The 26,934-nt window shown below is 53.2% G+C and carries 18 protein-coding genes; 7 read left to right on the top strand and 11 right to left on the bottom strand.

Features of this window, described 5'->3' with window-relative positions; genetic code table 11:
• Nucleotides 1-38 precede the first annotated feature (38 nt).
• The gene (locus AC5S16_RS22715; RefSeq protein ID WP_493932411.1) at nt 39-3,488 is read right to left on the bottom strand and encodes a TonB-dependent receptor; all 3,450 of its coding nucleotides are present in this window, start codon (nt 3,486-3,488) and stop codon (nt 39-41) included.
• Nucleotides 3,489-3,690: 202 nt separating this feature from the next.
• Between AC5S16_RS22715 and AC5S16_RS22710 the strand changes: the two genes are divergently transcribed.
• Nucleotides 3,691-4,356, top strand: coding sequence for a GntR family transcriptional regulator (locus AC5S16_RS22710; protein ID WP_493932410.1), 666 nt, complete (start codon nt 3,691-3,693; stop codon nt 4,354-4,356).
• Here AC5S16_RS22710 and AC5S16_RS22705 read toward each other — a convergent pair.
• The gene (locus tag AC5S16_RS22705; RefSeq protein ID WP_493932409.1) at nt 4,331-5,569 is read right to left on the bottom strand and encodes an MFS transporter; all 1,239 of its coding nucleotides are present in this window, start codon (nt 5,567-5,569) and stop codon (nt 4,331-4,333) included. The two genes, AC5S16_RS22710 and AC5S16_RS22705, sit on opposite strands and share 26 nt — an antisense overlap.
• A gap of 101 nt (nt 5,570-5,670) precedes the next feature.
• Between AC5S16_RS22705 and AC5S16_RS22700 the strand changes: the two genes are divergently transcribed.
• The 4 genes from AC5S16_RS22700 (at nt 5,671) to AC5S16_RS22685 (ending at nt 10,927) form a co-directional block, all read left to right on the top strand.
• Nucleotides 5,671-6,573, top strand: coding sequence for a dihydrodipicolinate synthase family protein (locus AC5S16_RS22700; RefSeq protein WP_493932408.1), 903 nt, complete (start codon nt 5,671-5,673; stop codon nt 6,571-6,573).
• A 1,147-nt stretch (nt 6,574-7,720) separates the two neighbouring features.
• Complete coding sequence (locus AC5S16_RS22695) at nt 7,721-8,857, top strand: DUF3300 domain-containing protein (protein ID WP_493932407.1); 1,137 nt, start codon at nt 7,721-7,723, stop codon at nt 8,855-8,857.
• Between the two features lie 215 nt (nt 8,858-9,072).
• On the top strand, nt 9,073-9,693 hold the full coding sequence (locus tag AC5S16_RS22690; protein ID WP_493932406.1) for a hypothetical protein: 621 nt from the start codon (nt 9,073-9,075) through the stop codon (nt 9,691-9,693).
• 442 nt (nt 9,694-10,135) lie between these two features.
• Nucleotides 10,136-10,927: a hypothetical protein gene (locus AC5S16_RS22685; RefSeq protein ID WP_493932405.1), complete on the top strand. Its 792-nt coding sequence runs from the start codon at nt 10,136-10,138 to the stop codon at nt 10,925-10,927.
• Between the two features lie 541 nt (nt 10,928-11,468).
• Here the strand turns inward: AC5S16_RS22685 and AC5S16_RS22680 are convergent.
• The 9 genes from AC5S16_RS22680 to AC5S16_RS22640 all read right to left on the bottom strand — a co-directional run bounded on the left by AC5S16_RS22680 (nt 11,469) and on the right by AC5S16_RS22640 (nt 24,727).
• Nucleotides 11,469-12,899 carry an ATP-binding protein gene (locus tag AC5S16_RS22680; protein WP_493932404.1) on the bottom strand — a complete coding sequence of 477 codons (1,431 nt, stop codon included), beginning with the start codon at nt 12,897-12,899 and terminating at the stop codon, nt 11,469-11,471.
• Between the two features lie 5 nt (nt 12,900-12,904).
• Entirely contained in the window at nt 12,905-13,663 is a 759-nt protein-coding gene (locus AC5S16_RS22675) for a response regulator transcription factor (protein ID WP_493932403.1), read from the bottom strand.
• A gap of 36 nt (nt 13,664-13,699) precedes the next feature.
• Nucleotides 13,700-13,966: a hypothetical protein gene (locus AC5S16_RS22670; RefSeq protein ID WP_493932402.1), complete on the bottom strand. Its 267-nt coding sequence runs from the start codon at nt 13,964-13,966 to the stop codon at nt 13,700-13,702.
• 131 nt (nt 13,967-14,097) lie between these two features.
• Nucleotides 14,098-14,520 (bottom strand): hypothetical protein, encoded by a 423-nt coding sequence (locus tag AC5S16_RS22665; protein ID WP_493932401.1) that lies wholly within the window; start codon nt 14,518-14,520, stop codon nt 14,098-14,100.
• Between the two features lie 141 nt (nt 14,521-14,661).
• On the bottom strand, nt 14,662-15,348 hold the full coding sequence (locus tag AC5S16_RS22660; protein ID WP_493932420.1) for a DUF4410 domain-containing protein: 687 nt from the start codon (nt 15,346-15,348) through the stop codon (nt 14,662-14,664).
• A gap of 107 nt (nt 15,349-15,455) precedes the next feature.
• Nucleotides 15,456-16,979: an efflux transporter outer membrane subunit gene (locus AC5S16_RS22655; protein WP_493932400.1), complete on the bottom strand. Its 1,524-nt coding sequence runs from the start codon at nt 16,977-16,979 to the stop codon at nt 15,456-15,458.
• 19 nt (nt 16,980-16,998) lie between these two features.
• Complete coding sequence (locus AC5S16_RS22650) at nt 16,999-20,139, bottom strand: efflux RND transporter permease subunit (protein WP_493932399.1); 3,141 nt, start codon at nt 20,137-20,139, stop codon at nt 16,999-17,001.
• Nucleotides 20,136-23,489, bottom strand: a complete 3,354-nt coding sequence (locus tag AC5S16_RS22645; protein ID WP_493932398.1) for an efflux RND transporter permease subunit — start codon at nt 23,487-23,489, stop codon at nt 20,136-20,138. Before AC5S16_RS22645 ends, AC5S16_RS22650 begins: the two co-directional genes overlap by 4 nt.
• Nucleotides 23,486-24,727 (bottom strand): efflux RND transporter periplasmic adaptor subunit, encoded by a 1,242-nt coding sequence (locus tag AC5S16_RS22640; protein WP_493932397.1) that lies wholly within the window; start codon nt 24,725-24,727, stop codon nt 23,486-23,488. Before AC5S16_RS22640 ends, AC5S16_RS22645 begins: the two co-directional genes overlap by 4 nt.
• A 328-nt stretch (nt 24,728-25,055) precedes the next feature.
• On the opposite strand from AC5S16_RS22640, the gene AC5S16_RS22635 reads away from it, so the two are divergent.
• On the top strand, nt 25,056-25,739 hold the full coding sequence (locus AC5S16_RS22635; protein ID WP_493932396.1) for an RNA polymerase sigma factor: 684 nt from the start codon (nt 25,056-25,058) through the stop codon (nt 25,737-25,739).
• 878 nt (nt 25,740-26,617) lie between these two features.
• Nucleotides 26,618-26,934 (top strand): recombinase family protein (locus AC5S16_RS22630; RefSeq protein ID WP_493932395.1); only part of this gene is annotated, 317 nt, incomplete at its 3' end.

Raw genomic sequence — 26,934 nt, 5'->3', positions numbered from 1 at the left:
TCTCTAATACAACTCCATCCATCGAATCATCCACTCTGTCAGAACTGCAGGTGCAGCGAAAACTGAAAATTACGCGGATCATAGCTGGAAGTGATCTGTCCAAATGAAGAACTCGATGCATCCGAGTTGGGCATTGCCAGATTCGTATGATTCAGCGCGTTGAAGGCTTCAGCACGAAATTGCAGGACCGTTCTTTCCCACAGCGGAAAGGTGCGCTGCAAACCCGCATCCAGGTCCCAGAAGTTCGGCCCTCTGGCTTCCGCATCTCGAATAGGAGCGCTGCCGAAGCGGCCATCGACTATTTTGTATGCATCGGCGTTGATCCACTGCCATGAACCATTCGGGAGCCGGTGGCGGTTCGTCGTTGCATTCCCAATCTTGTCCGGGCGCGCGGATCCGACGCCTAATCCATTGGCCGTGGACTGCGTCACCGCAAGAGGAACACCGGACTGAGCCTTAAGAATCGTTGTGAGTTGGAAGCCACCTGCAATGGCAGACAGAAATCCTTTCGACAAAAAGGGCTGCCCTTTTCCAAAAGGCAGCGTATACAACGCTGTGCCGGAAAAGGAGTGCGTCGAATCAAAATCACTGACTGCACGGGCATCATGAAGATCATAAGGATTCTGCAATGTTCCCGTATTTGATTGCGAGGCGAAGGATCCAGGCGTTGAGTTGGTAATGAGCTTTGAGAAAGTATATGCGGCAAGCAGAGTCAATGATTTTCCGGCGCGGCGTTGCAGAGTGGCCTGCAGGCTGTGATAGATAGAATCGCGATTACCAAGCAGCGCTGAGATACCCCCGAACTGCGGGAAGGCCTCCGAGGCTGTCTCCCTTGTTACGTTAGCATTGCCGAGCGAGCCCGGAACCTTTCCCGCAAGCGGGTTTGCCACCGAAGTGTTCAGATAGGCTGAAGCTACACCGGACTTTCCTCCGGCTGAAGCTTCCGCCGCAATTGCATCCTGAATTAAGGAATAAGCAGGCAGGTTGGTGGCCTGCTGGATCAATAGATGAATTCCCCGGTTGCCGCTGTATTGCAGTTCAAATGACATCTCCCATGGAAGCTGTTGCTGAACTCCAATATTCCATTGGACGGAACGCGGACTTTTCATCCTGCGGTCAACGATTGTTGTTAGCGATGTTCCAAGCCCAGCAGCCGCACCCTGGGGTCCAACGGGATTTGAAAGCGTATAGGTGGATTGCAGAGCAGCTGCAGATGATGTCGAGTCTGGCTTAATGGGATTGTAGAGAGCATTGAAACCCGGCGCCGAAGCATAGTAGCCATAGTTTGGGACCGGGCTGTTATAGACGCCTATGCCGCCGCGCACAACTGTTCCTGAGTGTAGATAAGCAGGCGAATATGCAAAGGCAAGGCGAGGAGCAAGCTGAAAATAGTCCCCTGAAGTGAAACCATGCGGGTTACCCGAAACACCCGCATATTGCACCACGCCTGGCAAATTCACAACAGGATTGATGGTCTTATCGTCGAACCATCCAATCTGGTCATGTTTTTCCGTAAACGGAGTTGTGAATTGATAGCGGAAGCCTAGATTCAGCGTAAGTGTGGGCAAAATCTTCCAGTCGTCTGCCAAAAAGAATGCCGATGTAAGATAGGTTGCCGAGGCGTTTGGCTCCTGATCAAAAAGTATCGTATTGGGGAGTCCCAGCAGAAGCGAGGCCAGTGCACTTCCGGTGGAGGAGCTTCCGTTGCTTGTCTGCAGCTGGTTGAAGCCAAAAGAGCCGGTTGGATCACCCGATGTAACCAAACCGCTGGCAATATATTGACGGATATCAGCTCCTGCACGCAGGAAATGTTTTTCTGCGGTGATTGAGAGAATCTGGCTCAACTCTTTGACCGTCGTCTTGCGGTCCTGTGGAGTTCCTGTACCGAGTCCCTGAAAGAGGCTCACTGTTGCAATGGGACGAACATTCGCCGCGCTTCCCTCTGCAGGGGAAGGATCCACTCCATAACCAAAATAAGATGTCCCAACCGTGTTGTTCGATGGGTCGAGGAATGTCCGATGGAAGTTGGTATAGCCGGCGACAGCTGTATAAAGCAAGCGCGGCGTAATTGTGAAGTTATAGGAGCCGGTATAGTTCCGCGTCGGAATATGAACGTTCTGTGTACCTGAATCATTGTCGCCAATCGGGCCGGTCGCTGGAGAGTTGTACTCATCCCGCGTGTACTTGAATGCCAGACGATGCCTCTCGCCGATATATTGATCGCCGCGAAGGGTAAAGACATCTGTTGTCTGATAGTTCTTGGTCGGACCGACGAAGTTATTGGAAACGCCAGGCTGGTTCGGCAAAGGGTACAGGCTTAATACCTGCTTTCCAAAGTCCGTGATCCGGTCGGATGGAATGGTCTGGTTGGGAAACGGCGTACGTGAAGCTGCATTCGGACTGCTGTCAGGATCGTAGATGATCGTCGACAACTCGCTGAAATTTCCCTGGCGCATCAGAGGCGTTGGCACCGAGCCTGTTCCGTTGGCTCGCGCGGCCCAGCGCAACCCTTCATAGTCCACAAAAAAGAAGGACTTCTTCCGTCCATCATAGAGCTTTGGCAGCCAGACCGGCCCTCCGATGTTGCCGCCATACTGATTGAAATTGTTCAGTGGTTTCGAAGAATTGTAAGGCAGCGCCGGATAAGCATTTAAGTGCGTACCGCGATAGTCCTCAAAAAGCATTCCATGAAGCTGGCTGGTCCCGCTCTTTGTCACATAGTTGATCACGCCGCCGACTGTTGAACCAAACTCGGCAGACATAACACCGGACTGTACCTGGAACTCCTGGATGGAGCCTGCGGATGGGAGCGCCATGATTGTGCCGTCGCGCGGATCCGTCATGCTGACGCCATCGACGAGGAACTCGGAGAATCCGCCAAAGTTTGAGCGTACGCCGCCATTAATCTGATAGCCGGACGAGGCAACACTACTGTCGCTGCCTCCCCGGTTGGTAGCGGAATTCCCCAGTGCCGATTGAACTCCAGGCGTAAGAGCCATGAGGGCTAATGGATTGCGGGATTCCAGGGGAAGATCGGCGATCTCCTTCTGCTCGATCATTTGCCCTTTATAGCCATTGTCTAAATCCAGCGTATTGCTTTGAGAACTGACCACTACCTCCTGCTTGACTGCCGAAGGAACGAGCACCATGTCAACACGCGTTGTTCGACTGACATCCACGATGATTCCCGTGACCGTCTGGTCAGAAAATCCCTGCGCGGATGCAGTCAGGCTGTAGCTCCCGGGAACGAGTGAGGGCAGGATGAAAATGCCTGCATGATTCGACGTAGTTGTGACAGAGGTCCCGGTTCTTTCATTGTTTAAACGCAGTTGCGCTCCTGGAATCGCAGAATGCGACTGATCGAATGCCGTCCCCGTCACTTCGCCAAAGGCCTGAGCCGCAGCACGAGAAGGCAGCAGCAGAAAAAGAACAGCAGGCAGGAGGAAAGCGATAGCACAAAGGACCTGGGAGGCACGACGGAAATACATTTACAGACTCCGGCATCACGGTGGTTGAAATCGACCAAAATCCTATCGAGACGAGTATTTATGTGTCAATAGTATTTTATTGATAATCGTTCGATGTACTATATCTACTTAAGTTTTCCTTTCGGGCTATCGAGAATATGAGATTTTATGGCCGGAAGGTTTTCCTTGCTTTTGATGAAAACTCCTGAAATAGGATAAGAACATGCCAACAACCGCTCTCGTACCAGTTCGCGCCTTAAGCAAATCCCGCGAGGTATTTGAACGCCTGCGCGAGGCCATTTGGAGCGGTGACCTTGCTCCGGGAACTCCTCTGCGTGAGGCACACCTGGCCAAACAGTTAAAGGTCAGCCAGGTACCGGTGCGGGAAGCTTTGCTGCAATTGGAACATCTTGGATTGGTTGTGCGCATTCCGGACAGGGGTACAACCGTCACCAAGCTCGAGCGCAAAGACATTGTGCAAATGATGGAGGTGCGTCTCCAGCTGGAGCAATTCGCCTTTCAGCTTGCCTGCACCCGCATCACCAAACAGGTAGAAGCAGAGTTACGAAAACACCTGAAGCGAATGGAGGCGCTGGTAGAAGTGAAAGACCACTTTGGCGTGGCTGAAGAAGACTTTAATTTCCATAAGACGGTTTGGAAAGCAACCGGCAACGATGTGCTGGCGGCCACTCTCGAACGGTTATGTATAGCCATGTACGCCTTTGTAAGCTTGAAACGTCATGCTGCGGGCGAGAACATGAAGTCTGCCGTAAAATCCCACACGTCATTGTTTCGGGCGCTGCTGTCCGGCGACGCAGACAGAGTTACGCAGGCCATACGCGACCATTTGTCGTCTACTGACGTTATTCCTGAGTCGATTGCAGAATAGGCGTCTGTAAACTGCGCATGCGTATACCAGCGGTAAAAAGTCCCGCAGCAAGCAATAGACAGCCGCACCCCAGAAAAGTGCCCCCTAATCCAATAGACGCCTTCAATGCGCCAGCCACAGCTGCAATCACGCCTCCAGATAAAGTACCCGCAAAGTTGAGAAAGCCAAAAGCTGTAGCACGATGGGTTGGAGCAATTCCCTCACACAACACAGGCATCGTATTTCCGTCATAGATGCCTTTCCCAAACCCGAAAAGAAGCATGACTCCATAAAGAAGCAATGGCGTGTGCACTATGCCTGCCACAATCAAACATGGAGCAGCACATAACAGCCCCAGACTCTGGCTCCAGACGCGGCCTTGCCTTGCGCGTTGCGCCCAGGCGTCGGCCAGAAAACCGCCTGCCAGCAGGCCCGCCATTCCACCAGCCTTAAAATAGAAGGTCGCCGCAAAACCGGCCTTTGCCAGTGAGAAGTGAAACGTATCGTAGAGATAAAGCGGCATCCACGTATAGATCGCCCAGTCACAAATGGACGCAATCGAAAAGACCACGACCACCTTCCAATAATCCGGTGTCTTCAGGATCGTGGCTGCAGCACTGCGTAAACTGAGGGGCACAGCAACAGCCTGGACTTCCTTAGGATCAGCGTCTTTCTCTCTGAGCCCGAAAAACAACACTGCGCCATAGCCACAGCCAAGAGCGCCAAAAACCTCAAAGCATGACCGCCATCCATAATGTGAGCCAATCCAACCGCCAAGCACTCCTCCAAGTACTGTGCCAAGATAGGTTCCGCTATAGTGCAGGCTGATGGCGCGAGAACGCGTGCGCTCGCTGTGATACGCGGCAATAAGGGCCAGCCCCGCAGGCAAATAGCTGGCTTCGCTTACTCCCATCAGTCCGCGCAGTGCAAGCAGCTGATGGAAGCCGTGGGCCCGGCCGGAAAGTGCCGTGATCAACGACCAGATAAGAAGGCTGCCACAGATCAAACGCTTTTTGCCAAAGCGATCTGCAGCATAACCCGCCCATGGACTGCAGAAGGCATAGACCCAGAGAAAAGCTGTTCCCAACAGACCAAGCTGAAAGCTGGAGATGTGCAGGTCTTCCTGCAACAAAGGGAAAATGGAGAAAAGCAGTTGTCGGTCCAGGTAGTTGAGCATCCAGACCACCAGGAGCAGGACCACGACGAGCCAGGCATACCATTTTGCGTTGACCATCAAAGAAGGACCTTTTCAGGGGAATATCTTCGCAGGTTTTGTGCTTATCCAAAACGTAATGTATTATTGATTATCATTTATACATGAAAACCGGAGAAGACATGCCTCCATCCTTCCGCGGTATCTTTCCAGCCTTTATCACTCCGCTTGATCACAATCGCCGTTTTGCTGCCAATGCTGCCGAGTCCATGCTGAAGTACTTGCTGGAAGCAGGAGTAGATGGAACTTATGTAGCGGGATCGACCGGCGAAGGAATGAGACTGCAGGCCGAAGATCGAAAATCGCTGGTTGAAACCTTGATGCAGCAGTTGCCGAAGGACAAAACACTCATTGTGCATGTTGGAGCAGCTACGATAAAAGAATCCTTATTGCTGGCCGAACATGCTGCAAAAAGCGGGGCTCATGCGATCAGCAGCCTTCCTCCTCAAGGTGACGGGAAAGAAGTTCGCGCATTCTATGCGACGCTGGCCAAGGAGTCGCCGCTGCCTCTTATCCTCTACTATTTCCCGAAAATAGCCCCTCAGGCCTTTCAAAATCCGCAGGAACTCATCGATGTGTGCGACATCGACAACGTGATCGGGGTCAAGTTCACGGACTTCAACTTCTATCTTCTGTATATCCTTGTCAAGCGCGGCAAAGTAGTCTTCAACGGCTATGACGAAGCATTGGGCGCAGGCCTGCTGATGGGCGCGCACGGAGGCATTGGATCGACATACAATCTCATGCCGCAGGCTTATCTGGAAATATTCCGCGCAGCGCAGCGCGAGGATTGGTCTGGCGTTCGCAACTGGCAATTTCGAGCGAATGCAGTCATCGAAACGCTTCTCAAGTACCCGTTCTTCGCCGCTCTGCGCGCTGTTATGAAGCTCCGTGGCCACAATTGTGGTCCGATGACGGCAGGTGATCTTCTCACACAGGAACAGGCCGCTCAACTGGCAAAGGATCTTGACCAGGCCATCAACCCGGAACTCAGGGCCTTGATACATTGGCCAGATCATAGCTAGCCCTCACTCCATCAGTCAGAAGACCGCGGTTATCATCTGCATGGACGCGCCCATTCTTTCTGAGTTGATTAGAAGGTAGTGCAAACCACAAATGGGGCATAGGCCCATTCCCAGAACTCACTGTCTGGGAGTATCGTGCCTGTCCGCCTTTCGAGGATGCTCTTTGCGAGCGCCATGATATCGGTTTCGCTAGTCTCTGCGAGCTTTGCTCGGGCTATGGCAATCGTAATCAATCAATGCCATATGCTGGTGTCCCAGCAGATGAGCAGCAAATATAGTTATACCTCGATCACGACCATAGCTTCTCTATGCAGCTAGCTACTATATATAGGACTAGACCCAGAATTGGGATGTGCAGCCGTGTGTAACGGTGATGGTGGCCAGGGACGGGATCGAACCGCCGACGCCGGCCTTTCAGATCTTAAACAATATGTAATTTCAATAACATAGACGACACGGATGGCACCGTAAGTAACTGCAAGACCTTGATAGATTCCTTCAGTTTGGGTTCGATTTTGGGTTGCGCGTGTGCGAAGTTAATGATGGCAACGCTGCTTCCTGATCATAGTGTACTTAAACGAAACATCAGTTATCAGCGCTTTGGCCTGATGCCACTCTTCTATTTTCTGCTCCTGATAGTTTTTGCATGATAGCGCCAAAGTAGTCTCTGCTAACTCGCTGTCGCAACACGATCCTTCCGTTAGCCAAGCGGATACGATACTGGGAAAATACGTCACGCTTGAAATAATCAGAGCGCTGCCCCATGCAATGCACTGGATCATGGGCGTGCCTATTCGAAGTCCATGGTGGCAGCCGACATTTCCCGACATAACTAAATCCGAAAGGGGGTCATAGTGAATGGGTGCATACCAGTTTTGGAAGGCTCATGAAGTATGACCTTCTGCAGACATGAACTGCACCGACTTTAAATGCTCAGAAGGTTTACATGATCCCCAAACTTAATCAAAAAAACACTACACGCGCCGCTTACAAATCTGCCCGTTATTTCTGTCGTCTTTTTCGTTCGTACGTAGGTTTTGCAGTCGAAGGGATACGTGTTGGGTTAGCCATTCTCCTTATTCTCTGTGTGACTCCGCTCGGGGCAATAGATCTGTACGCCCAGGACGTACCTCCTAGACCTGGCTATATGCAGCTCGACTATGCTCAGCTCGATCAGCTTGTGGCTCCTATTGCTCTTTATCCAGATGCACTGGTGGCTCAAATCCTTGCGGCAGCCACGTACTCTTCGCAGATTGTAGAAGCAAATCGCTTCGTGCAGAGAAATGTAGCTTCGCCTCCAGCTGAACTCGCTCGTCTAGTGAATGGACAACCGTGGGACCCGAGTGTCAAGGCCCTGACGGCATTCCCTTCGGTCCTGTCGAGTCTGGATCGTAACCTTGAATGGACAACGAAACTGGGCAATGCGTATTACAACCAACCGCAGGATGTCATGGGTTCAGTGCAGGCGATGCGTCAACGGGCGTATGCAGCCGGAACGCTAAGGACAACACCGCAAGAAACAGTGGCATATCAGCCCACCGGCATCGTGATAGCTCCCGTGAACCCTGCAATCTACTATGTGCCGGTCTACAATCCATGGGTTGTGTATGGTGCGCCTGTTCCAGTCTACCCAGCCTACTATTATGTTGCGCCCCCTCCTCCCGCTGGAAGTGTGGCTGTAGCGGCAGCTGTCGGCTTCACGGCTGGAGTGGTTGTCGGAGCTTTCGCCTCCTATGGTTGGGGATGCACTCATTGGGTCCCCAACTGGTATACGCATACAGTCGTCTTCAATCATGCAACCTATATCTCACGCAGTGTAACGGTTGTGAACCGCGGCTATTATGGCTACTACGATCACTCCTCCGCAGCTCGCGCCTATAACCATCAGGTGTATGTTGGACCCAATGGAGGTGTAGCAACGAGGACAGCCGTCCGCGGCAACGGCCAGACGAATGTATGGGGAAGAGGGCCAAATGGAGGCACGTATGAACGTTCCACCTCACACTATGCGGGTGGCAGCACAACGACTGTGACAGGACCAAACGGCGGAACTTCAACACATACAGTGACAGGGCGAGGTACTGGGAACGTGACAGCAACCAACACTGGACCTGATGGAGGCGCGGTCACTCGAAACACGCAGCGCTATCCAGGCGGCAGTTCGACGACTGTGACTGGGCCGAAAGGACAATCGGAAACAACAACGGTGACTGGACGCGGTAGCGGAGACGCTACGGTGACACGTTCGGGTGCCCGGGGCAACGGCACCTGGAAGCGACACTAGAGCCCTCAGTCCTCTGAGTGGAACGGCGACCGGTGAAAACTGGTCGCCATTTTCTATTTTTGTCGAGATTTGTCTTGCGGAGACTTCCAGCCGTAACTTTCGCTTCGCAATTGGCTTCTACAACAGCAAGCGCATTCTGCACAGTTGAAGCGCATACGTCTGATGCGAATCAGCAGCGATGTATCTGCGCTATCGCCTCGCAACAAGGAGATTGAATGAAGAGACGCGAAATCATTGTGCTGGGAGCACTTTGTGCTCTTCCCTTTTCTTCTCGAGGACAACAGACATTACCGGATGCCCCACGCACAACGGTATCAGTCGCAAAGCCTGCCAGTCCTTTATATTCGCCACCCACTCAAGCCGAGAGGTTCAAGGATTATCTAAAGCACACCTATGGACTTACTTCCATTCTGGAAGCCGGAATACGTGGTGGGATCGAGCAGGCAAGAGACAAGCCCAGCGAGTGGTCGCAAGGTGGGCAGGGATACGCCGACCGCTTCGGTTCGACGATGGGGCAAATTGCGATCCGTGGCACTACCAGCTATGTGCTTGCAGACATCTTCAAGGAAGACCTTCGTAGTACTCGGTGCGGATCGTCCTGCAATAAGTCGAAATTCCAAGCTGCGCTGGAAGACACGTTCATGGCTCGAAAAGGCAATGATGGTCACGAAGCACTCTCCGTCGCGCGGATCGTTGCACCCTGGCCGGGAAGCGCTGTTGCAATTCACACCTGGTATCCATCTGGATACGGAGGATCGGAGATCGCTCGCCAAGCAAGCTTCAGCTATGGCTTTCAATTCCTTCGGAACTACATCAAGGAACTCATAGCGCATTGAGCGTGGAGAAATGAAATGAAACGTCGGGATGCAGCGACGGCGAAATGCGTCAGGCGAATAATGGCGCCTCCGGCCCGAAGGGCCAGAAGCTCGACCCCCATCACAGCTTCACAATCGATATGTGTTCTTAAGCTCACCGAGATCACTCAACCAGATATGCGGCCCCATGAAATCAATACGCATGTTCGGCAATACCGGCATGTGCTCAATAGCAGCGGTGGCATCGGTTCCGTTTGCCTGAGGTGTCAGGCGTTGGTTGCTTACTCTGCTGACGAATGGTTATTGCTTGAACACGAGAGGAAGCATATCTGCGTCTCATCGCTGTAAGGGTGTGGTCGATTTGCCAGAGTGTCGTGAATTGTCATCCTTGCGAATCTCGGTGAAACTCCTGACCTGCTCAAGTCTTCAATGCAGTGGAAGGACTTTCTCAAAGGAGTTTTATATGAATCGCTCTTATAAACGTGCATTGCTTGTCTTTGCATTGACGGTTATGCTGACCGGCGTGCTCAATGCGCAACAATCAACTTCTTACTCTTCCTCAAGCAGTCATAGTGCACTCGTGGATGAGGTGAACGCGGATGGATCAGCCGCTCCTGCAGCTCCCACACCACAATATGGCCAGAGCAATCGCTATCCTCAATCGAACAGCCGGCTGAGTCATCTCTCATTCGAGTTGGGAGCTGGATTCAACGCTCCAATCGGCAACGATATCCCGTACATCACCTGGGGTGGAAATCTCACGCTCGGAGTGGGAAGACAATTCACACGCCATGTAGGCGTACTGGCTGAGTATCAGTTCATCGATGACAAGTTGCCAGGTAGTTTCCTCTCCGCAGTGGGCACACCAGGAGGTAATACCCACATCTGGTCCTTCACGCTTGATCCGATCGTATACCTCCGTCCTGTCGATCACGCCGGATGGAATGCTTATGCCGTCGGCGGCGGAGGTTTCTATCACAAGGTCACAAACTTCAATTCAACCGTACCGGTGATCTATTGCAACTACTTCGGCTTTTGTGTTGGCGGCTATGAAAATGCCACGGTGGAGAGCTTCTCCAGTAATCAGGGCGGCATGAACATCGGATTCGGGTTTACGCATTCGATTGCGAACAGCCGCGCCAAGTACTTCGCTGAGGCAAGATACCTCTGGGTAGACTCGCCAGAATCAAGCACCTCGCAAGTCGGTACCGGAACTACCGGACTGTTTCCAGTCACTTTCGGTGTGCGCTGGTGAGAATCGTTCGAGAGCGCCGTCTCAACACGGATCAGTGCTGCTGTCAAAGCAGCACTGATCCGGAAGACGTCCTGACCACAGATATTGAATTTGCCTCGCTGGCTGAAGCACAGCCTATCTGAACCTGACCACGATCAATGCCCCCTTCGAAGAAATTGTCGTTTTCAACTATGAGTTTCTAGTTTTCACGAAGGCAATCAATTAGCGAGTTATCCGATGTTCATCTTTGCAGTTGAACTGCATTGCATTATCGCGCTGTGGGTACATTTCGAAATGAAGGATTTTATACACTACGCAATCTTACGAATAACGTGATATGCGAGCTAAGAGGGAACGGCAGTTTGAGTGGATCGCAATAGCTGGAGCAGTGTCAGCGATAAGGGCTCGACGTCGAAGGCTCACGTTTCTGAGTGTGGGATTGCTTACCCTGAATATTCTTACGGTTTTTTACGATTAGCTCGCAATCGTTGATCTTCAGCGCCTCGCAGCGCGATTCTCTCTTCTGCACTTCCTGCCTCAGATTGCCCGAGCAGGTAGCAGATTATATCTGTTCCAGTTTCCCGTCTCGGAATTCTGCATCAGCGGCGTTCTCTGGCAGCTCTTCAGGTACTGGCGTCCTGATAGGTATCCTGATCGTCACTTGTAGGCCGCCACTCTTTCGGTTGCGAGCTTCAATCGTGCCGTCGTGGAGCCTTACTGCTTCGCTTGCAATGGCAAGACCAAGGCCAGTGCCTCCGCTGGCGGACTCTCGGCCGGGAGCAGTGCGGAAAAACGGCCTGAATATATCCCCGAGCATGCTGTCCGCAACACCCGGACCGCGATCGAGAATATTCAAAGTGACTGCGCGCTGAATCAGGTCCACTTTGCAATCAACTTGAATCTCGCTCCCTGGAGGAGCATAACGAATTGCATTTCTCAGAACATTATCGATCGCGCGTCGCAGAAGATTTGGATAAGCAAGCAACGTGATATCTTGTCGGGAACCAACGACGTGGCAGTCTGCATGGGCAGCTTCGAAATTGGCGTCCTCGATGACACTTTCACACAGAGTCCGAATCGAGACAGGAGCAAACGTTTCTGCCGGAATTCTACCTGCTTCAAGACCAGCAAGGAGCAGAAGCTGCTGCACAAGATTGCTGAGTTTGTCAGTTTCGTGTTCGATTCTCTTCAAAGCGCTGTTGCCGGTGTCAACCATCTGCCGGCGCAATAGCGCCAGGGCAAGGTGCATGCGTGTGAGTGGTCCGCCCAGTTCATGAGAAACGTCAGCGACGAAGCAGCGCTGCGCTGTCATCAGCAGTTCAATTTGTGCTGCCATCGCATCGAAGTCGCGCGCAAGATCGCCTAACTCATCGCGGCGATCAAATTTCAACGGACCAGCACGGGCGTCGAGTTCACCGCTTGCAAGCCGTCGCGCAGCCGATTGTAGTTTGGTAATGGGGCGAGTGAGATATAGCGTCAGAAGAAAACAAATAAACGCCGCCGGAACCATGGCAATCGCCAGATTGGACCAGAAACGTAGATTCCATAACCGGGTCACCGGGGCAAAGGCCGCCAGAACGGCGACATAGTGTTGACCAGAAGCACTTTCCAATGGGCATGCGTACATTACCCGGAAGCCAAGACGTATGAGCTCGGAATGGCCGCTTTCGAGTACGTCCTGTGCCATGAGTGCATAGAAAGAATAGTCTTTGCGATCTGCAAATAAAAGGCTACCCTGCTGGTCGAACACATAGAGACCGCCATGCTCTTTCACCGGCACGTGCCTTAATTGGGCACGGAATGCATCCTGCCCTTGTTGCTCATATGCATTCACTGCTGCGGTGAGCGCTGGGATAGTGGCTTCCGGTTCAAAGCGTCTATTGTGGTCCCCTGGAAAAGCGATTGGCACGAGTTCGTTGACACTGAGAACAAATGCGAGCATCAGGATCGTCGCGATCCAAAAGCCGAAAAAAATTCGCCAGAAAAGCTTCATATGTTTTACTCGTGGGGGGCCGATGCCGGCTCATGCAGATAGATATATCCCGTATTGCGGATAGATCGAAACCGTTCCTGGCCGTGTGCTCCTGGTCCGAGTTTTTTACGAAGCGCGCTTACCAGGTTATCAACACCACGATCACCAGCAGACAGCGTTCGGCCGAGAGCGATGCGTGTGAGATGTTCCCGGGTGACTACCTGGCCCGCGGATGATGCCAGGGCATGCAGGACATCGAATTCCGCTGCTGTGCAGTCAATCACCTTACCACCACATTCGACAGTTCGAGATCCGGCATCGAGTATTAGATCATCGACGGTAAGAAACGAGCTTCCAAATCGCGAAGGTTGACCACGGCGAAGCACCGTGCGAATTCTCGCCAGGAGCTCCACCGGAGTAAAGGGTTTGGGAATGTAATCATCGGCTCCGCCCTCAAGGCCACTTATCTTGTCAGCAACGGCGGACCGTGTCGTAAGCATGATGACCGGGATCCGGCTTTTTTGTCTGATCTCATGGAGGACGCTGAATCCATCCCGGTCAGGCAACATGACATCGAGAATAATCAAGACAAGTCCACCCTCTCTTGCTCGCTCGAGTCCTGCACTTGCCGTGTATGCCAGATGAACCGTGTATCCCTCCGGGCCGAGATACTCTGCCAGCATCTCCGCCATATCCTGATCGTCATCGATGAGCAAAATCTGCCGTTTGGGCTGTTCTGGGAGCCGACTCGATTGTGGTCTTGGATTGTCTACTTTCGCTGTCATGATAGCCACTATGAGTGTTGACGCATCAGTCGTCAATTACGAATCGATGTAGAACTGTTTAGCAGGTCCATAGTTGATGCCTTCCTGTTCAGAAGCTATTTGGAGTGAGCAGCCTGCTGAGGAAGACCGCCATTCTCGTTGTGGGTGGAAGAATCCAGCAGCGGGTGAACGAATCTGTGATGTAGCTTCTTCGGCGAACTCAGCATACTTTCGAATACTGAGAGGAGCAGCCGCATCCATAGAATCAGCAGAATGAAAAGTACCATGTATCTCATACCGCGAAACATGGTCAGCAACTTCCACAAGTCTTCTCCAGTGCGATGGATCATCATTATTCTCCGCCAAGAGGTCATAAGCCTTATGCACTCGAATGTTTTCGCTCCAGTGACGGATCAACTGAATTCACGATTCATTGATCCGCCACCACGAGACGGTTATTGGCGGGCCGCTGACCAGGAAGAACCCCGGGACGTTGTACCGCTCATTTTGCCGCCGTCTACCGTTCCAGTAAAGGAGATCTCCCTGCCACGTCCACTGACAGTCATGGATATCTGATTTCCCTGAAGTGTGCCGCTCAGAGAGCCGGATCCTCGTTCTCCCTGAAACTGGCCGTTCAGTGTGGAGCCATTCTGTTTGATCGAGAGAGTTGCCTGCCGCGCGTTTCCTTGCGCGTCTGTGAATGAAAGCTGCCATGATCCGGCAACATTCGGGGCACCGCTGTCCTGTGCAGCGTCCTGCATGGACGAAGTTGCGACAAAGGCGCCAGATGGTTGAGCAAATGAGGGGATCACACTGGCAATGCCTACAGTTGCCACGAACAGTGCGCCCAGGATGGGAGCAGATAAGAATAACTTCACAATTACCTCCGCGATGTTTGATTTGACCTACAGTTGCTATGACGAGAAGCGACGGCCCGCTGCTACAGTGGAGTTGTCGGGTTTTGTAGTCACAAATATGATCCAAATGGCAGATAGTTCCAATCGGAGACAATTGAGCATTCAACCGTTCTTTGCCATCTGGTTGCTGGCTTTCATGTCTTTCGCCAGTTTTTTCAGGATTTGATCTGCCAGCTTTGTGGCATCTGCTGAGAGGGTTTGGCGGGTATCTCTTGCGACGTGTGCTGCCAGTCCGATCGGGCCAAGTGGCGGCAAAATATCTCCTCCTTTCACCTGAATGTCGAAGGTATCTACCGGATTCCAACCATCCTTTGTTCTGGAGAGAGCAACAACGTGAACGTTGAGGTGGCTTGCCCCCGCATTCATACCGATAACCCTCACAGCGGCATTACCTGCATCAGCCCTGGTAATGCATCCGCTGATCGTGAGCGCACCAACCGGGATCGTCTGAGGATCAGGATTAACGAGGACGAACATCTTTTTCGAAAGCCTCTCCTGCATCTCATCGGTGATCTTGTCGAGTATCTCCGGGTTTACGGGCTTCGGCGGTGTCTTCGCGGCTGTTGCATTGCCCGCGGTCTGTGGGCAAGCCTGGGCAGAAAGTGCGGCGGCGTCAGTCAGGGATTGCGATTGAACTGCAAACCGCAGAACTACGGCAGTCCTCTTTTGTGCTTCTGAATCAGGGGCGGCCGGCTGGCCTGATTCCGCGTAAGATGCGCAACTAATTCCGGTAACAATCGCCAGCACTGCGCATCTCAAGAGAAAATCTGATTGAACTTTCATTTCCATCTCCAAAACGAATTTCTTTCCACCGTTACAGATGTTTTGTGAGACAGAATTGCCACGCGCGGTGTGTCGTGTTTTGTCAGGCTCAGGAAAGCCAGATTTTCATGGATTCAGTGCTGTAATTTGTAATCTTCTTTTTTTGTTTTTTGGGAAACCTGTTCTGGAGTCGGCAACTGCGAGACGTTCCATCCCCCGCCAAGCGCTGCGATAAGTTGCACCGACGCGGTCATCTCTTCAACCTGCTGCGTGGCCAATGTTTGGCGGTCAGAAAGCAGGGTTGTCTGTGCAGTGACAACATCGAGGTACGGATCAACTCCAGTCTCATACCGGCCCATTTCAAGATCAAGGGATTCCTGGGCGTTCCTGACGGCTTCCTGTTGTCGCTCGATCTGCTGCGAATAGAGGCGCACAGCTGCCAGATAGTCCTCTACCTGCTGGAAAGCTGTCAGTACAGTCTGGCGATAGGCAGCCAGGTCCGCAGTATAGGTGGCGGTGTATTGATGGAGTTCTGCTTTATAGAGACCACCATTGAAGATCATCTGCGAAACCGACGGTCCAATCGACCAGAAGCGACTCGGCCAGTCGAAGGCGTGTTTTAGTGTCGAACTCTCAAAGCCTCCCTCTGCACCCAGGGTCACTGAGGGAAAGAAAGCTCCATATCCAATTCCGATCGTTGCATTTGCTTCGGCCAGCGTGCGCTCTGCTGCGGCTACATCAGGACGCCGTTCCAGCAGTTGCGATGGAACTCCGACCGGGATGGCGGGAGCTTGTCGCAAAAGGGGCTTCACCGGAATACTGAAGTCCGTAGCAGGCCTGCCGATCAGCGTCGCAATCGCGTGTTCATACTGGGCGCGCGCAATGCCTACATTGATCGCTGCGGACTGAGCACTTTCAAGTGTGGCCTTTGCCTGCACCACAGAGATATAGGTACCTACTCCTGCGTCATATTGTGTCTGGGTAAACTCGAGCGCTTTTTTGTCGGCGGCAACTGTGTCGTTGAGAACGTTTTGCAGTGCATCCTGCCCTCGTATTTCGAAGTAAAACTGCGCGAGGCTGGATTGCACGGACAGCCGCTCGCTCTCAAGATCGGCGGCGCTTACCTGGGCCGCATACTGCGATTCATGTACCTGATTTCGAATGCGTCCCCAGAGATCGGGTTCCCACCCAACACTTAGAGGAAAAGACCACACCGAACTGGTACGGCCTGTATTTGCCTGATTGGAATTGACGAGGTTCTGCGATGTCTTGGAACGCTGCCAGGATGGACTGGTTGTTATGGTCGGCCAGTATTGGGCACGTGCCTGGGCGATCAGCGTGCGGGCTTCCATGAAGCTCTGGAAGGACTGCTTAATGTTCTGGTTGTTAATTTCAACCTGCTCTTCAAGAGCATTTAACTCTGGCTCATTAAAGACCTCCCACCACTTGCCGCGGATCATGGCGTCCTGCGGAGAGGCCACCTTCCAGCTGTCAGCATCCTTAAAGTTGACTGTGGACTCCTTGTAGTTGGACGCCGTGATAGCGGGAGGTGAGGGCGGCGTGTATTTGGGCCCGACACGACAACCTGTAAGGACAGGCGCGACGGATAAGGTCATGGCAGCCAGAAGCACGGAAATTCTGTTTCGTTGTTTGAACATGATGCAAACTCTCCATCTTTTACGAAGATGTGCCTTCGGCATTGGCAGAAAACGATTGATGAGATCGGTTGGTCGCCTGGAGGCGAAGGCGATCGAAGAATAAGTAGATCACCGGGGTCGTGTAGAGAGTCAGAAGCTGGCTCAGTATCAAGCCACCAATGATCGTGATGCCGAGCGGATGCCTCAGCTCTGATCCCATGCCCGTGCCAAATGCCAGCGGAAGAGCGCCGAAGATGGCCGCCATCGTGGTCATCATGATGGGGCGGAAGCGCAGCAGGCAGGCTTCGAAGATGGCATCCCGCGTGTTCCTGCCTTCCTGCCGCTCAGTGATGAGGGCGAAGTCAACCATCATGATCGCGTTCTTTTTTACGATCCCGATCAGCAGGATGATGCCGATCAGCGAGATGATGTTGAGATCGACATGGAAGATCATCAGCGCGAGCACAGCTCCAACACTGGCAGAAGGCAAGGTGGAAATGATGGTGACCGGATGCACCAGGCTCTCATAGAGAACACCGAGAACGATGTAGACAGCGACCAGGGCAGCGACTATCAACAGCGGCTCGGTAGCCAGCGATGACTTGAACGCACCTGCCGTTCCGGCAAACTCCCCGCGGATCGTTGAGGGCATCCCCAGGTGCGCTTCCATCTGGTTAATCTCGCGAGTCGCATCGCTCAGGGCAATACCCTTAGCCAGATTGAAAGAGATGGTGACCGACGGAAAGAGACCCGTGTGGTTGATCTGAAGAGGCGTCGAGCCTGACTCAGATTGGGTCACAGCGGAGAGCGGAAGAATCGTATTGATTCCCGCAGTCGTGCCTGATGAGGAGCTATTCCCTCCCGATTTCAGGTAGATATTGCTTAGTCCAGACGGATCCTGCCAGTACTTCGGAGCTACTTCAAGCACAACGTAATACTGATTCAGTTCCTTATAAATGATAGAGACTTGCGATTGTCCGAAGGCACTGTAGAGAGACTGATCCAACGACTGTGAAGTTTGTCCGATTCGAGCCGCGGTTGTGCGATCGTAGTTCAACATTTCCACCAGGCCACTATTCTGCTGGTCAGTATTCACATCCTGAAGCCCATGGAGCTTCTTCATGTTGTCGAGCAAAATAGGTCCCCAATGCGCGAGATCCTCGAAGTTGTCCGATTGAATGGTGTACTGGTATTGCGCATTTGTATTGCGGCCGCCCACGCGCAGGTCCTGTATTGGCTGCAGGAACGCCGATGCTACTGGAAGCGCATTGAGCCTGGGGCGAAGACGATCGATGATCTGCAACGCACTCACCCTTCGCTCGTTCAAAGGCTTGAGTGAGATATAGAGCACACCGGCATTGCTCGCGCCGTTACCTCCGGTATACGCGAAGACATGATCGACAGCCGGATCCTGATTGACAATCTTTCCAAGAGCCAGAAGAGAGCGGTTCATTAAAGGGAAGGACGCATCCTGCGGCCCCTGTACTCCGCCAAGAATGGCTCCTGTGTCCTGCTCGGGGAAGAAACCCTTCGGGACTTTCGCAATCAAAATGAGATTTGCGATGAATGTAAGACCAAAGATGGCCAGGGTGAGACGGGAATGATTGAGCACCCAAAGCAGGGACCTTTGGTAAATGGCAAGGAGCCAGTCAAAACATTTCTCACTGATGCGATACAGCCAGTTGTGTTTTGTCTCCTTTTTCTCCCGCTTGAGAAGAAATGCACACATTGCAGGCGTCGTGGTAAGCGAGACAATCATCGACACGACGATCGAAGTTGCGAGCGTAACTGCAAACTCGCGGAAAAGCCTACCCACCAGTCCACCCATCAGAAGGATGGGCACGAAGACAGCGACGAGCGAGATGCTGATCGAAAGAACAGTAAACCCGATCTCCTGGGCACCCTTCATGGCTGCAGCGAAAGGCTCCATGCCCTCTTCAAGATGGCGGGCGATGTTCTCCATTACGACGATGGCATCGTCGACGACAAATCCGGTTGAGATGGTGAGCGCCATCAGTGACAGGTTGTCGAGGCTGTAGCCAAGCAGATACATCACGGCAAAGGTGCCGATCAACGAGACAGGAACTGCAATGCTGGGAATCAGCGTAGACCGGCCATTCCGAAGAAAGACGAAGACGACAAGCACCACGAGGATGATGGAGACGATCAAGGTGCTTTCGACATCGTGGACCGAGGCGCGGATGGTGACCGTTCGGTCAAGGACGACTGTGGTCTTGATTCCCTGGGGGAGGGTTGCTTCAAGAAACGGCAGTTGCGTACGGACACGATCTACGGTGTCGATAATGTTGGCGCCCGGCTGCCGAAAGATGATGATGGCAACAGATTTTTTCCCGTCGAGGTATCCAGCCGTGCGCAGGTTCTGAGTGGAGTCGATAACCTGAGCGACGTCTGACAGGTGAACGGCAGCGCCATTGTTATAGCCAATTACGAGCGGTTTGTACTCTTCTGCATGAGAGATCTGGTTGTTCGTAATGATGTCCAGCATCTCGTCATCGTTCGCAATTTGTCCTCGGGGCTCGTGTGAGTTCTGGAGGCTCAATACCGATTGAATATTGTTGAGCGTGAGGCCATAGCTTTCAAGCTGTGTCGGATTCACTTCCACCCGCACGGAAGGATTGGCTCCGCCTCCGATCACTACCTGCCCCACCCCTTGGATCTGTGACAGCTTCTGCTGCAGAACTGTAGAAGCGAGGTCGTAGAGCTTTCCCTCGTCGTACTTATCTGAAGTCAGGCCCAGAACCAGGATTGGCGAATCAGATGGGTTGATCTTCCGATACGTAGGATTGGAAGGCAGGTTTGTGGGTAAGTATGTTCGAGCCGCATTGATGGCTGCCTCGACGTCCCGCGCGGCTCCATCGATGTTTCGGCTTAAATCAAACTGGATTGTAATGACGGTATTGCCGAGGGAGCTGGAGGACGTCATCTCGGTAATACCGGCGATGTGCCCAAGCTGCCGTTCGAGCGGCGTTGCAACGGATGCAGCCATGATCTGTGCGCTCGCCCCAGGCAAGCTGGCCGTGACATTGATGGTCGGGAAATCTACCTGTGGCAGTGGAGCTACCGGCAGAACACTATAACCGACTATGCCAGCGATGGCGACCGCAAGAGTGAGCAGCGTGGTAGCAACTGGACGCCGGATGAATGGAGCCGATATGTTCATGCCTGCTCCAGAGCGGATTGCGAACCAGCGCTGCCGGCAGCACGATTCTTCCGGTTTGCGGCGAATCGCTGCGCAATGCTGTCGAAGAAGATATAGATGACCGGCGTTGTGTAGAGCGTGAGCACCTGACTCACCAGGAGACCTCCGACCATGGCAATTCCCAGGGGGCGGCGCAACTCGGAGCCAAAACCGCGCCCCAGGGCCAAAGGAATGCCGCCGAGCAGGGCAGCCATGGTGGTCATCAGGATGGGACGGAAGCGGAGCAGACTTGCTTCGTAAATTGCCTCCGTAGAGTTCTTGCCGTGTTCGCGTTCGGCTTCAAGCGCGAAATCGACAATCATGATGCCGTTCTTCTTGACGATGCCGATCAGCAGGATGATGCCGATGATGGCGACCACATCCAAGTCCTGCCGGAAAAGTATGAGGGACAACAGCGCGCCGACGCCGGCTGATGGCAACGTGGAGAGAATCGTGATCGGATGGATGAAGCTCTCGTAAAGCACGCCCAGAACGATGTAGACCGTAACCAGTGCAGCGAGGATCAGAAGCACTTCATTGGAAAGAGAGTTCTTGAAAGCCGCAGCCGTCCCCTGAAACTGTCCCTGAAGGCTGGGGGGGAAGTAGAGTTTCTTCTCTACATTATCGATGTCGGAGATCGCCTTACCGAGCGAAGCATGCGGCGCAAGATTGAACGAGACCGTAACCGACGGAAACTGCCCCTGGTGGTTGATGGATAAAGCTTCTTTCGTAAGCGCGGCGTGAGTAAAAGCATTGAGCGGGACGGCGTTCGCCCCCGTAGAAGAGGTCGTCGCATTCGCTGTCGTTCCCACGGTAGTACCTCCGTTCTGAGAGGATGTTCCCGCAGTGCTCGAAACCGGCGTGACTGCAGAGCCAGGAGGGGTGAGGATACTTGACAACGGTGTGTAACGGACCGAGGTCGTCAGCGCATTGGAGCCGGCGGAAGTTGAGGAAGAGGAGGAAAAAGAGTTGACTGTGCTGGCGCCGGTTGCGCTCGATGACGAATTTGCCTGCACGAAAAGGGAGCTCAGATCGTCGGGATGCTGCCGCCATTGAGGCGCCGTTTCGAGAATGAGATGGTACTGGTTCAGCTGCGTGTAGAGCGTATTAATCTGCCGCTGCCCGTATGCGTCGTATAGGGTGTTGTCTACAGTGGAGGGCGCAATGCCCAGCCGCGAAGCGGTGACCCGGTCGATCACGAGTGAGAGCGCGTGGCCATCGTTCTGCTGGTCGGTGGCAATATCTTCGAACTCGGGAAGCTTCTTGAGTTCTGCTACGAACTTTGCCGTCCACTGATCAAGTTCCTTTGTGTCGGCATCTTCAAGCGTGTACTGATACTGTGTCCGGCTGACACGGTCATCGACCGTGATGTCCTGCACCGGCTGCATATAGAGATGAATGCCCGGCACCTGATCGAGGCTTTTCTGCAGCCGGCGGATTACATCGGATGCGCTGATGTTGCGCTTATCGAGCGGTTTGAGATTGATCGAGATGCGACCGCTGTTAAGGGTGGTGTTCGTTCCATCCGCTCCAATGAAGGACGACAAACTCTCCACTGCGGGATCCTTGAGAATAATGTCCGCAAGCTGCTCTTGCCTGGCTGCCATCGCTTTGTAGGAGATCGACTGTGGCGCCTGGGAAATCCCCTGGATGACTCCGGTGTCCTGAACCGGGAAGAAGCCTTTGGGAATAATGATGTAGAGGAAGACAGATAAAGCCAGAGTGCCGACAGCAACCAGCATTGTGACTGCGCGGTACTGGAGCACGAGTCGCAGAGTACGTCCATAGAAGGCGATCATGAGTTCGAAGGCCAGTTCCGACATTCGATAGAACCACCCTCGCTCAGACTCCGGAGTATGACGGAGAATGCGGGAGCACATCATTGGTGTCAACGTCAGTGAGACAACCGCCGAGATCACAATTGTTACCGCGAGTGTGACGGCGAATTCCCGGAAGAGCCGTCCAACTACATCGCCCATAAACAGGAGTGGGATCAGCACCGCGATCAGTGAGACAGTCAACGATACGATAGTGAACCCTATCTGTCCGGCTCCCTTCAATGCTGCTTCCATTGGCGACATGTCTTCTTCGAGATAACGCGAGATGTTCTCGATCATGACAATGGCGTCGTCCACCACGAATCCGGTAGAGATCGTCAGGGCCATCAACGACAGGTTGTCGAGGCTATAGCCGAGCAGGTACATCGCGCCGAATGTGCCGACCAGTGACAGCGGAACCGCCACGCTGGGGATAATGGTTGCCGACAAGCTGCGAAGGAAGAGGAAGATGACCATCACCACCAGAGCGATGGTCAGCATCAGCTCAAATTCGACATCGCGAACCGAGGCATGAATACTCGTCGTCAGATCAGTCAGAGCCGTGATCTTGATGCTGGTGGGGAGATTCCCTTTGAGCTGAGGGAGGATCTGGTTGATGCTATCCACAACCTTGATCGTGTTGGCGCCTGGCTGCCGCTGAATATTGAGAATCACAGCCGGTGTTTTATTCATCCATGCCGCCTGCCGGGCGTTCTCGACATCGTTAACTACATTCGCAACATCCTTGACGAACACGGGCGCACCATTGCGATATGCGATAACGACGTTCTTGTATCCATTCTCATCGGTGATCTGGTCGTTCGCATCGATTTGATAGTCTTGATCGGGTCCATCAAAGTTTCCTTTGGCCGCATTGACGCTGGCCTGCGTAAGCGCAGTACGTACATCCTCCATATTGATTCCGTAGGAAGCGAGCGCTGATGGGTTGACCTGGGCACGGACGGCAGGTTTCTGCCCGCCGCTGATGCTGACTAGTCCGACGCCGCTCAATTGGGAGATCTTGGGTGCGAGGCGGGTGTCAACAATATCCTCTATCTGCGAGAGCGGCATCGAATCGGACGTAATGGCAAGCGTAAGCACAGGCGCATCGGCAGGATTCGACTTGCTGTAGATGGGCGGACTCGGCAAATCAGAAGGCAGATAAGTCTGCGCTGCGTTGATCGCCGATTGCACCTCTTCTTCCGCAACATCAATGTTCAGCGAAAGTGCGAATTGCAGGACAATGACAGAGACCCCACCCGAACTGGTCGAGGTCATCTGGTTGAGTCCTTGCATTTCACCGAGCTGACGTTCCAGCGGTGCAGTGATAGTGGTGGCAGTAATATCGGGACTCGCACCCGGATAGAACGTCAGCACCTGGATTGTCGGATAGTCGACCTCCGGCAGAGCTGAAACAGGCAACTGCGTGTACGCCACTATGCCTACGAGCAGGATGGCCGCCATCAAAAGGGCTGTCATAACCGGCCGCTGAATGAAAGTGCGTGAAGGGCTCATGGAGCCACACCTTCATTCAAGTCAGAAGAAGTTGCCGGCAATGCAGCCTTAGCGACCGTGATCGGCGTGCCATTCTGAAGCTTTTCGAAACTGCTGGTCGCGACAATGTCACCGGCCTGTATTCCCTGTACGACTGTTTGACCATGATCTGAAATGCCAGGTTTGACAGTTCGCGTTACGGCTTTGCCGTTTTGAAGCAGATATACGAATGCTGTATCCCCGTTATGCTGAATCGCTGAGGATGGAATGAGTGTCTGATTGTGAAGTGTTGTGACCAGAAGCCGCGTATTGACGAACTGGTTCGGGAAGAGCAGATTGTTCGAATTATCGAAGGTCGCACGCAGCTTGACTGTACCGGTTGTCGTGTCGATCTGATTGTCGACAGTGGAGAGCCTTCCGACTCCAATCAACTTCTCTTGTGTCCTGTCATATACCTCCACGGTGACCGGCTGTCCATGAGACATCGGGGTGAGCACTGGCGATAGGCTGTCCTCGGCAAGGGTGAAAATTACAGTAATAGGACGGGTCTGCGTAATAACAACCAGGCTGGTCGTTGCATTCGCAGTGACGAGGTTCCCGGGATCGACGAGACGAATGCCAACACGGCCGCTGATAGGCGCCACGATATGGCAATAGTTCAACTGCACTTGTGCATACTGAACCGCTGCCTTGTCGTAATTGACTGTGCCTTGATCCTGCAGGGTAACTTTTTCCTGGTCTTCAAATTGCTGGCGCGATATTCCATTACGACTCCACGCCTGCCGATAGCGATCGAGGTCCATTTGCGCCTGTGCGAGCAGGTTCTCATCTCTTTCGAGAGCGCCTTTCGCTTCGGCCAATTGTGCTGCGTATAGCTGTGGATCAATGTCGATCAGAGGATCACCCTGATGGATGACCTGGCCTTCGTGGTATTGCACAGTCTTGATGACGCCCGTTACCTGAGAGGTGATCGAGTCGGTGTATACGGGCGTTACAGTGCCGATCGCGCTAAAGTAAACGCCGATATCTCCCGTCGTCGCTGTGGCCGGCGTAACTGCAATCGATCCGCTTACTGCTGAAGTTGCAGCAGCCGCTGCCTTTTTCTTCTTCCTGTGGTGGTGAATTACTCCAAGGAAGAGCACGAGGAGTGCCAGCAGCATAAGCAGCCAGAATCGGCGTGTGTGTTTCGTCGCCCCAGCAGTGGGCGCTATTTGAGATTGTTGACCTAGTCGCGTGCCTGGAGATTCTTGCTGATCCATTCCATGTCCTAAAACTCGTGCTGAGCTTTTTCTGAAGTGCTCTCGAAGATTGGAAGAAGCAAGGTAGATGGAAGTTTCCGATGCAAAACGCAGGGCGACAAAATCCGACAACTCGACGGATTACAGCCAGTGGCAATACCTGGCTTATGAGCACATTGGTGCCGGCGACATAACCTTACATTTCTTCTGCTGATTCTCAGGGACAATCAGCATGTACTGTCTCAGGGAATGCCTCAGCCAACACGGGCGAGTGTGGCGTGAGCGACGCAGAATCAAGGAACTCAGTTCGTGCTCCCCGTTCTAGTTCATACATAGACAAGGGAATCTCATGCAGATTTTTCAAGAATCAATGTCCGTTAAACAGAGCACTTGTGAACTGGAGAATTCCACCGAAATACGCACACGAGCCGAAGATCCGGAGCATAGTGAAAACGCCGTTATTGCAGCGAGGCTCAGCGCCCACGATCCGGCGATTATTGACGAACTCGTCTCTCGCTATCAGGCACGGTTGCGGCGGTATCTCATACGCCTTACGTCGGACCGGGAACTCGCCGAAGATGTTCTTCAGGAGACGTGGATACGGGTCCTGACGCGAGGCTCACAGTTTAAGGGTGAATCGCAATTCACCACGTGGCTCTACACGATAGCGCGAAACCTTGTTCGAGATTTGCGACGGCGCGGCCAGCCTCATATCGGCAGCCTCGAAATAACTACGAACGAGGGAGATCCAGTCATGCTGGATGCTGCTTCAAAAGAGAAAACTCCTTTTGAGCATTATGCGAGTTTGGAGAAAGAACACATTTTTGCAGGTGTATTGCGGACGTTGATGCCACATCACCGCGAAGTCCTGGAGCTTCGCTTCTATCAGGAGATGTCACTGAACGAGATCGCACTGACAATAGGTGCGCCAATCTCGACAGTGAAAGCCAGGCTGTATCGCGCAATAGTCACGCTCAGATCCAAGATGAGAGAAGTGTCAGCGCAATTAGAGACATTTCAATTTGCTTTATAAGGGACGTTCCATTCCTACGTTTAAACTATTGCCGAATCACCAAGTCGCGCAGTGAGCCAAAATGAGATCTGGAAAATGACCGGGCAATTTTGGAAATAATTTTCAACTGACATGAACAGATCTCTGTAATCGGATAGCCCTAACCTTAAACGGGATGAATGGCAGCCGGGGCAGGAATCCAATATCTAACAGTCAGAAATTCGGCGAAGGGGACTGAAGTACCTATACTAGGCCGGGGCGTTAAGAGGCAATGAGGTGCGGAAAGTGGTCAGGAAGGCCCAGTCAAAAGGAGGGAAGGGGTGATTTCCGGGGTGCGGAGAGCAAAATCCGTGCCAGAACTTTGCTGGCGGAAACCACCTATTTTCATCCTGTATGAGAGCGGTGCAGCAAGGCCAGAACAGCCTGGGTTCCCGCGCGCGCGGGAGTTTTCTATGCACGCAGCGGGGAGGGACGTAGTGTTGTTGCCGGCTACAGTTCCGTCCATCGTAATCTCGCCCGTGTCCACCGCTGCACCAGCAACGTTCGAATAGACCAGAGTCGTTCCGTTCCAGACGGAGAGAACACCGGCGCTGTACCAGATCTGGTAGTTGGTTGCGGCGTCCGTGATGACGTCGCCGAACTCGATGCCGAAGCCTGGTGTGAGTGTTCCTTCCGTGGTGTCCTTGCCTACGCCAGTCAGTTCAAGCGGCTTCGAACCGATACGGAAAGCGATGATGTTGTCAGAGTAAGTGGCGCACTCTTCGATGTTGCGAGCTTCTTAATATATCTCAGATATATATGATAAGCTGAACTCCTCCCTATGAAGCGCGCCGCCCTCTACATGCGGGTATCCACCCTCGATCAGCATCCCCGAAACCCAGCTCTATGACCTGCGCCAGATGGCGCAGCAGCGCGGCTTCGAGATCGTCGAGCAATACACCGACACGATCAGCGGCGCGAAGGCCAGGCGGCCCGGTCTCGATCAAATGATGCGCGATGCCCGCCGCGGCCGCTTCGATGTGGTCCTGGTCTGGGCTTCGGACCTCATCGCCCGCTCGGTGAAGCACTTCCTCGACGTTCTCGACAAACTGAACCGGCTCAACATCGAATTCGTCAGCTTCCGCGAGCAGATCGACACCGGCGGGCCATTAGGCCGTGCGGTCGTGGTCATCATCGGAGCGATTGCGGAACTGGAGCGCAACCTGATCATCGAGCG

The sequence above is a fragment of the Acidobacterium sp. FHG110202_01 genome (assembly GCF_059115305.1).
The sequence above is the reverse complement of the archived record's forward strand: the minus strand, read 5'-3'. Positions and strand labels throughout refer to the sequence as shown.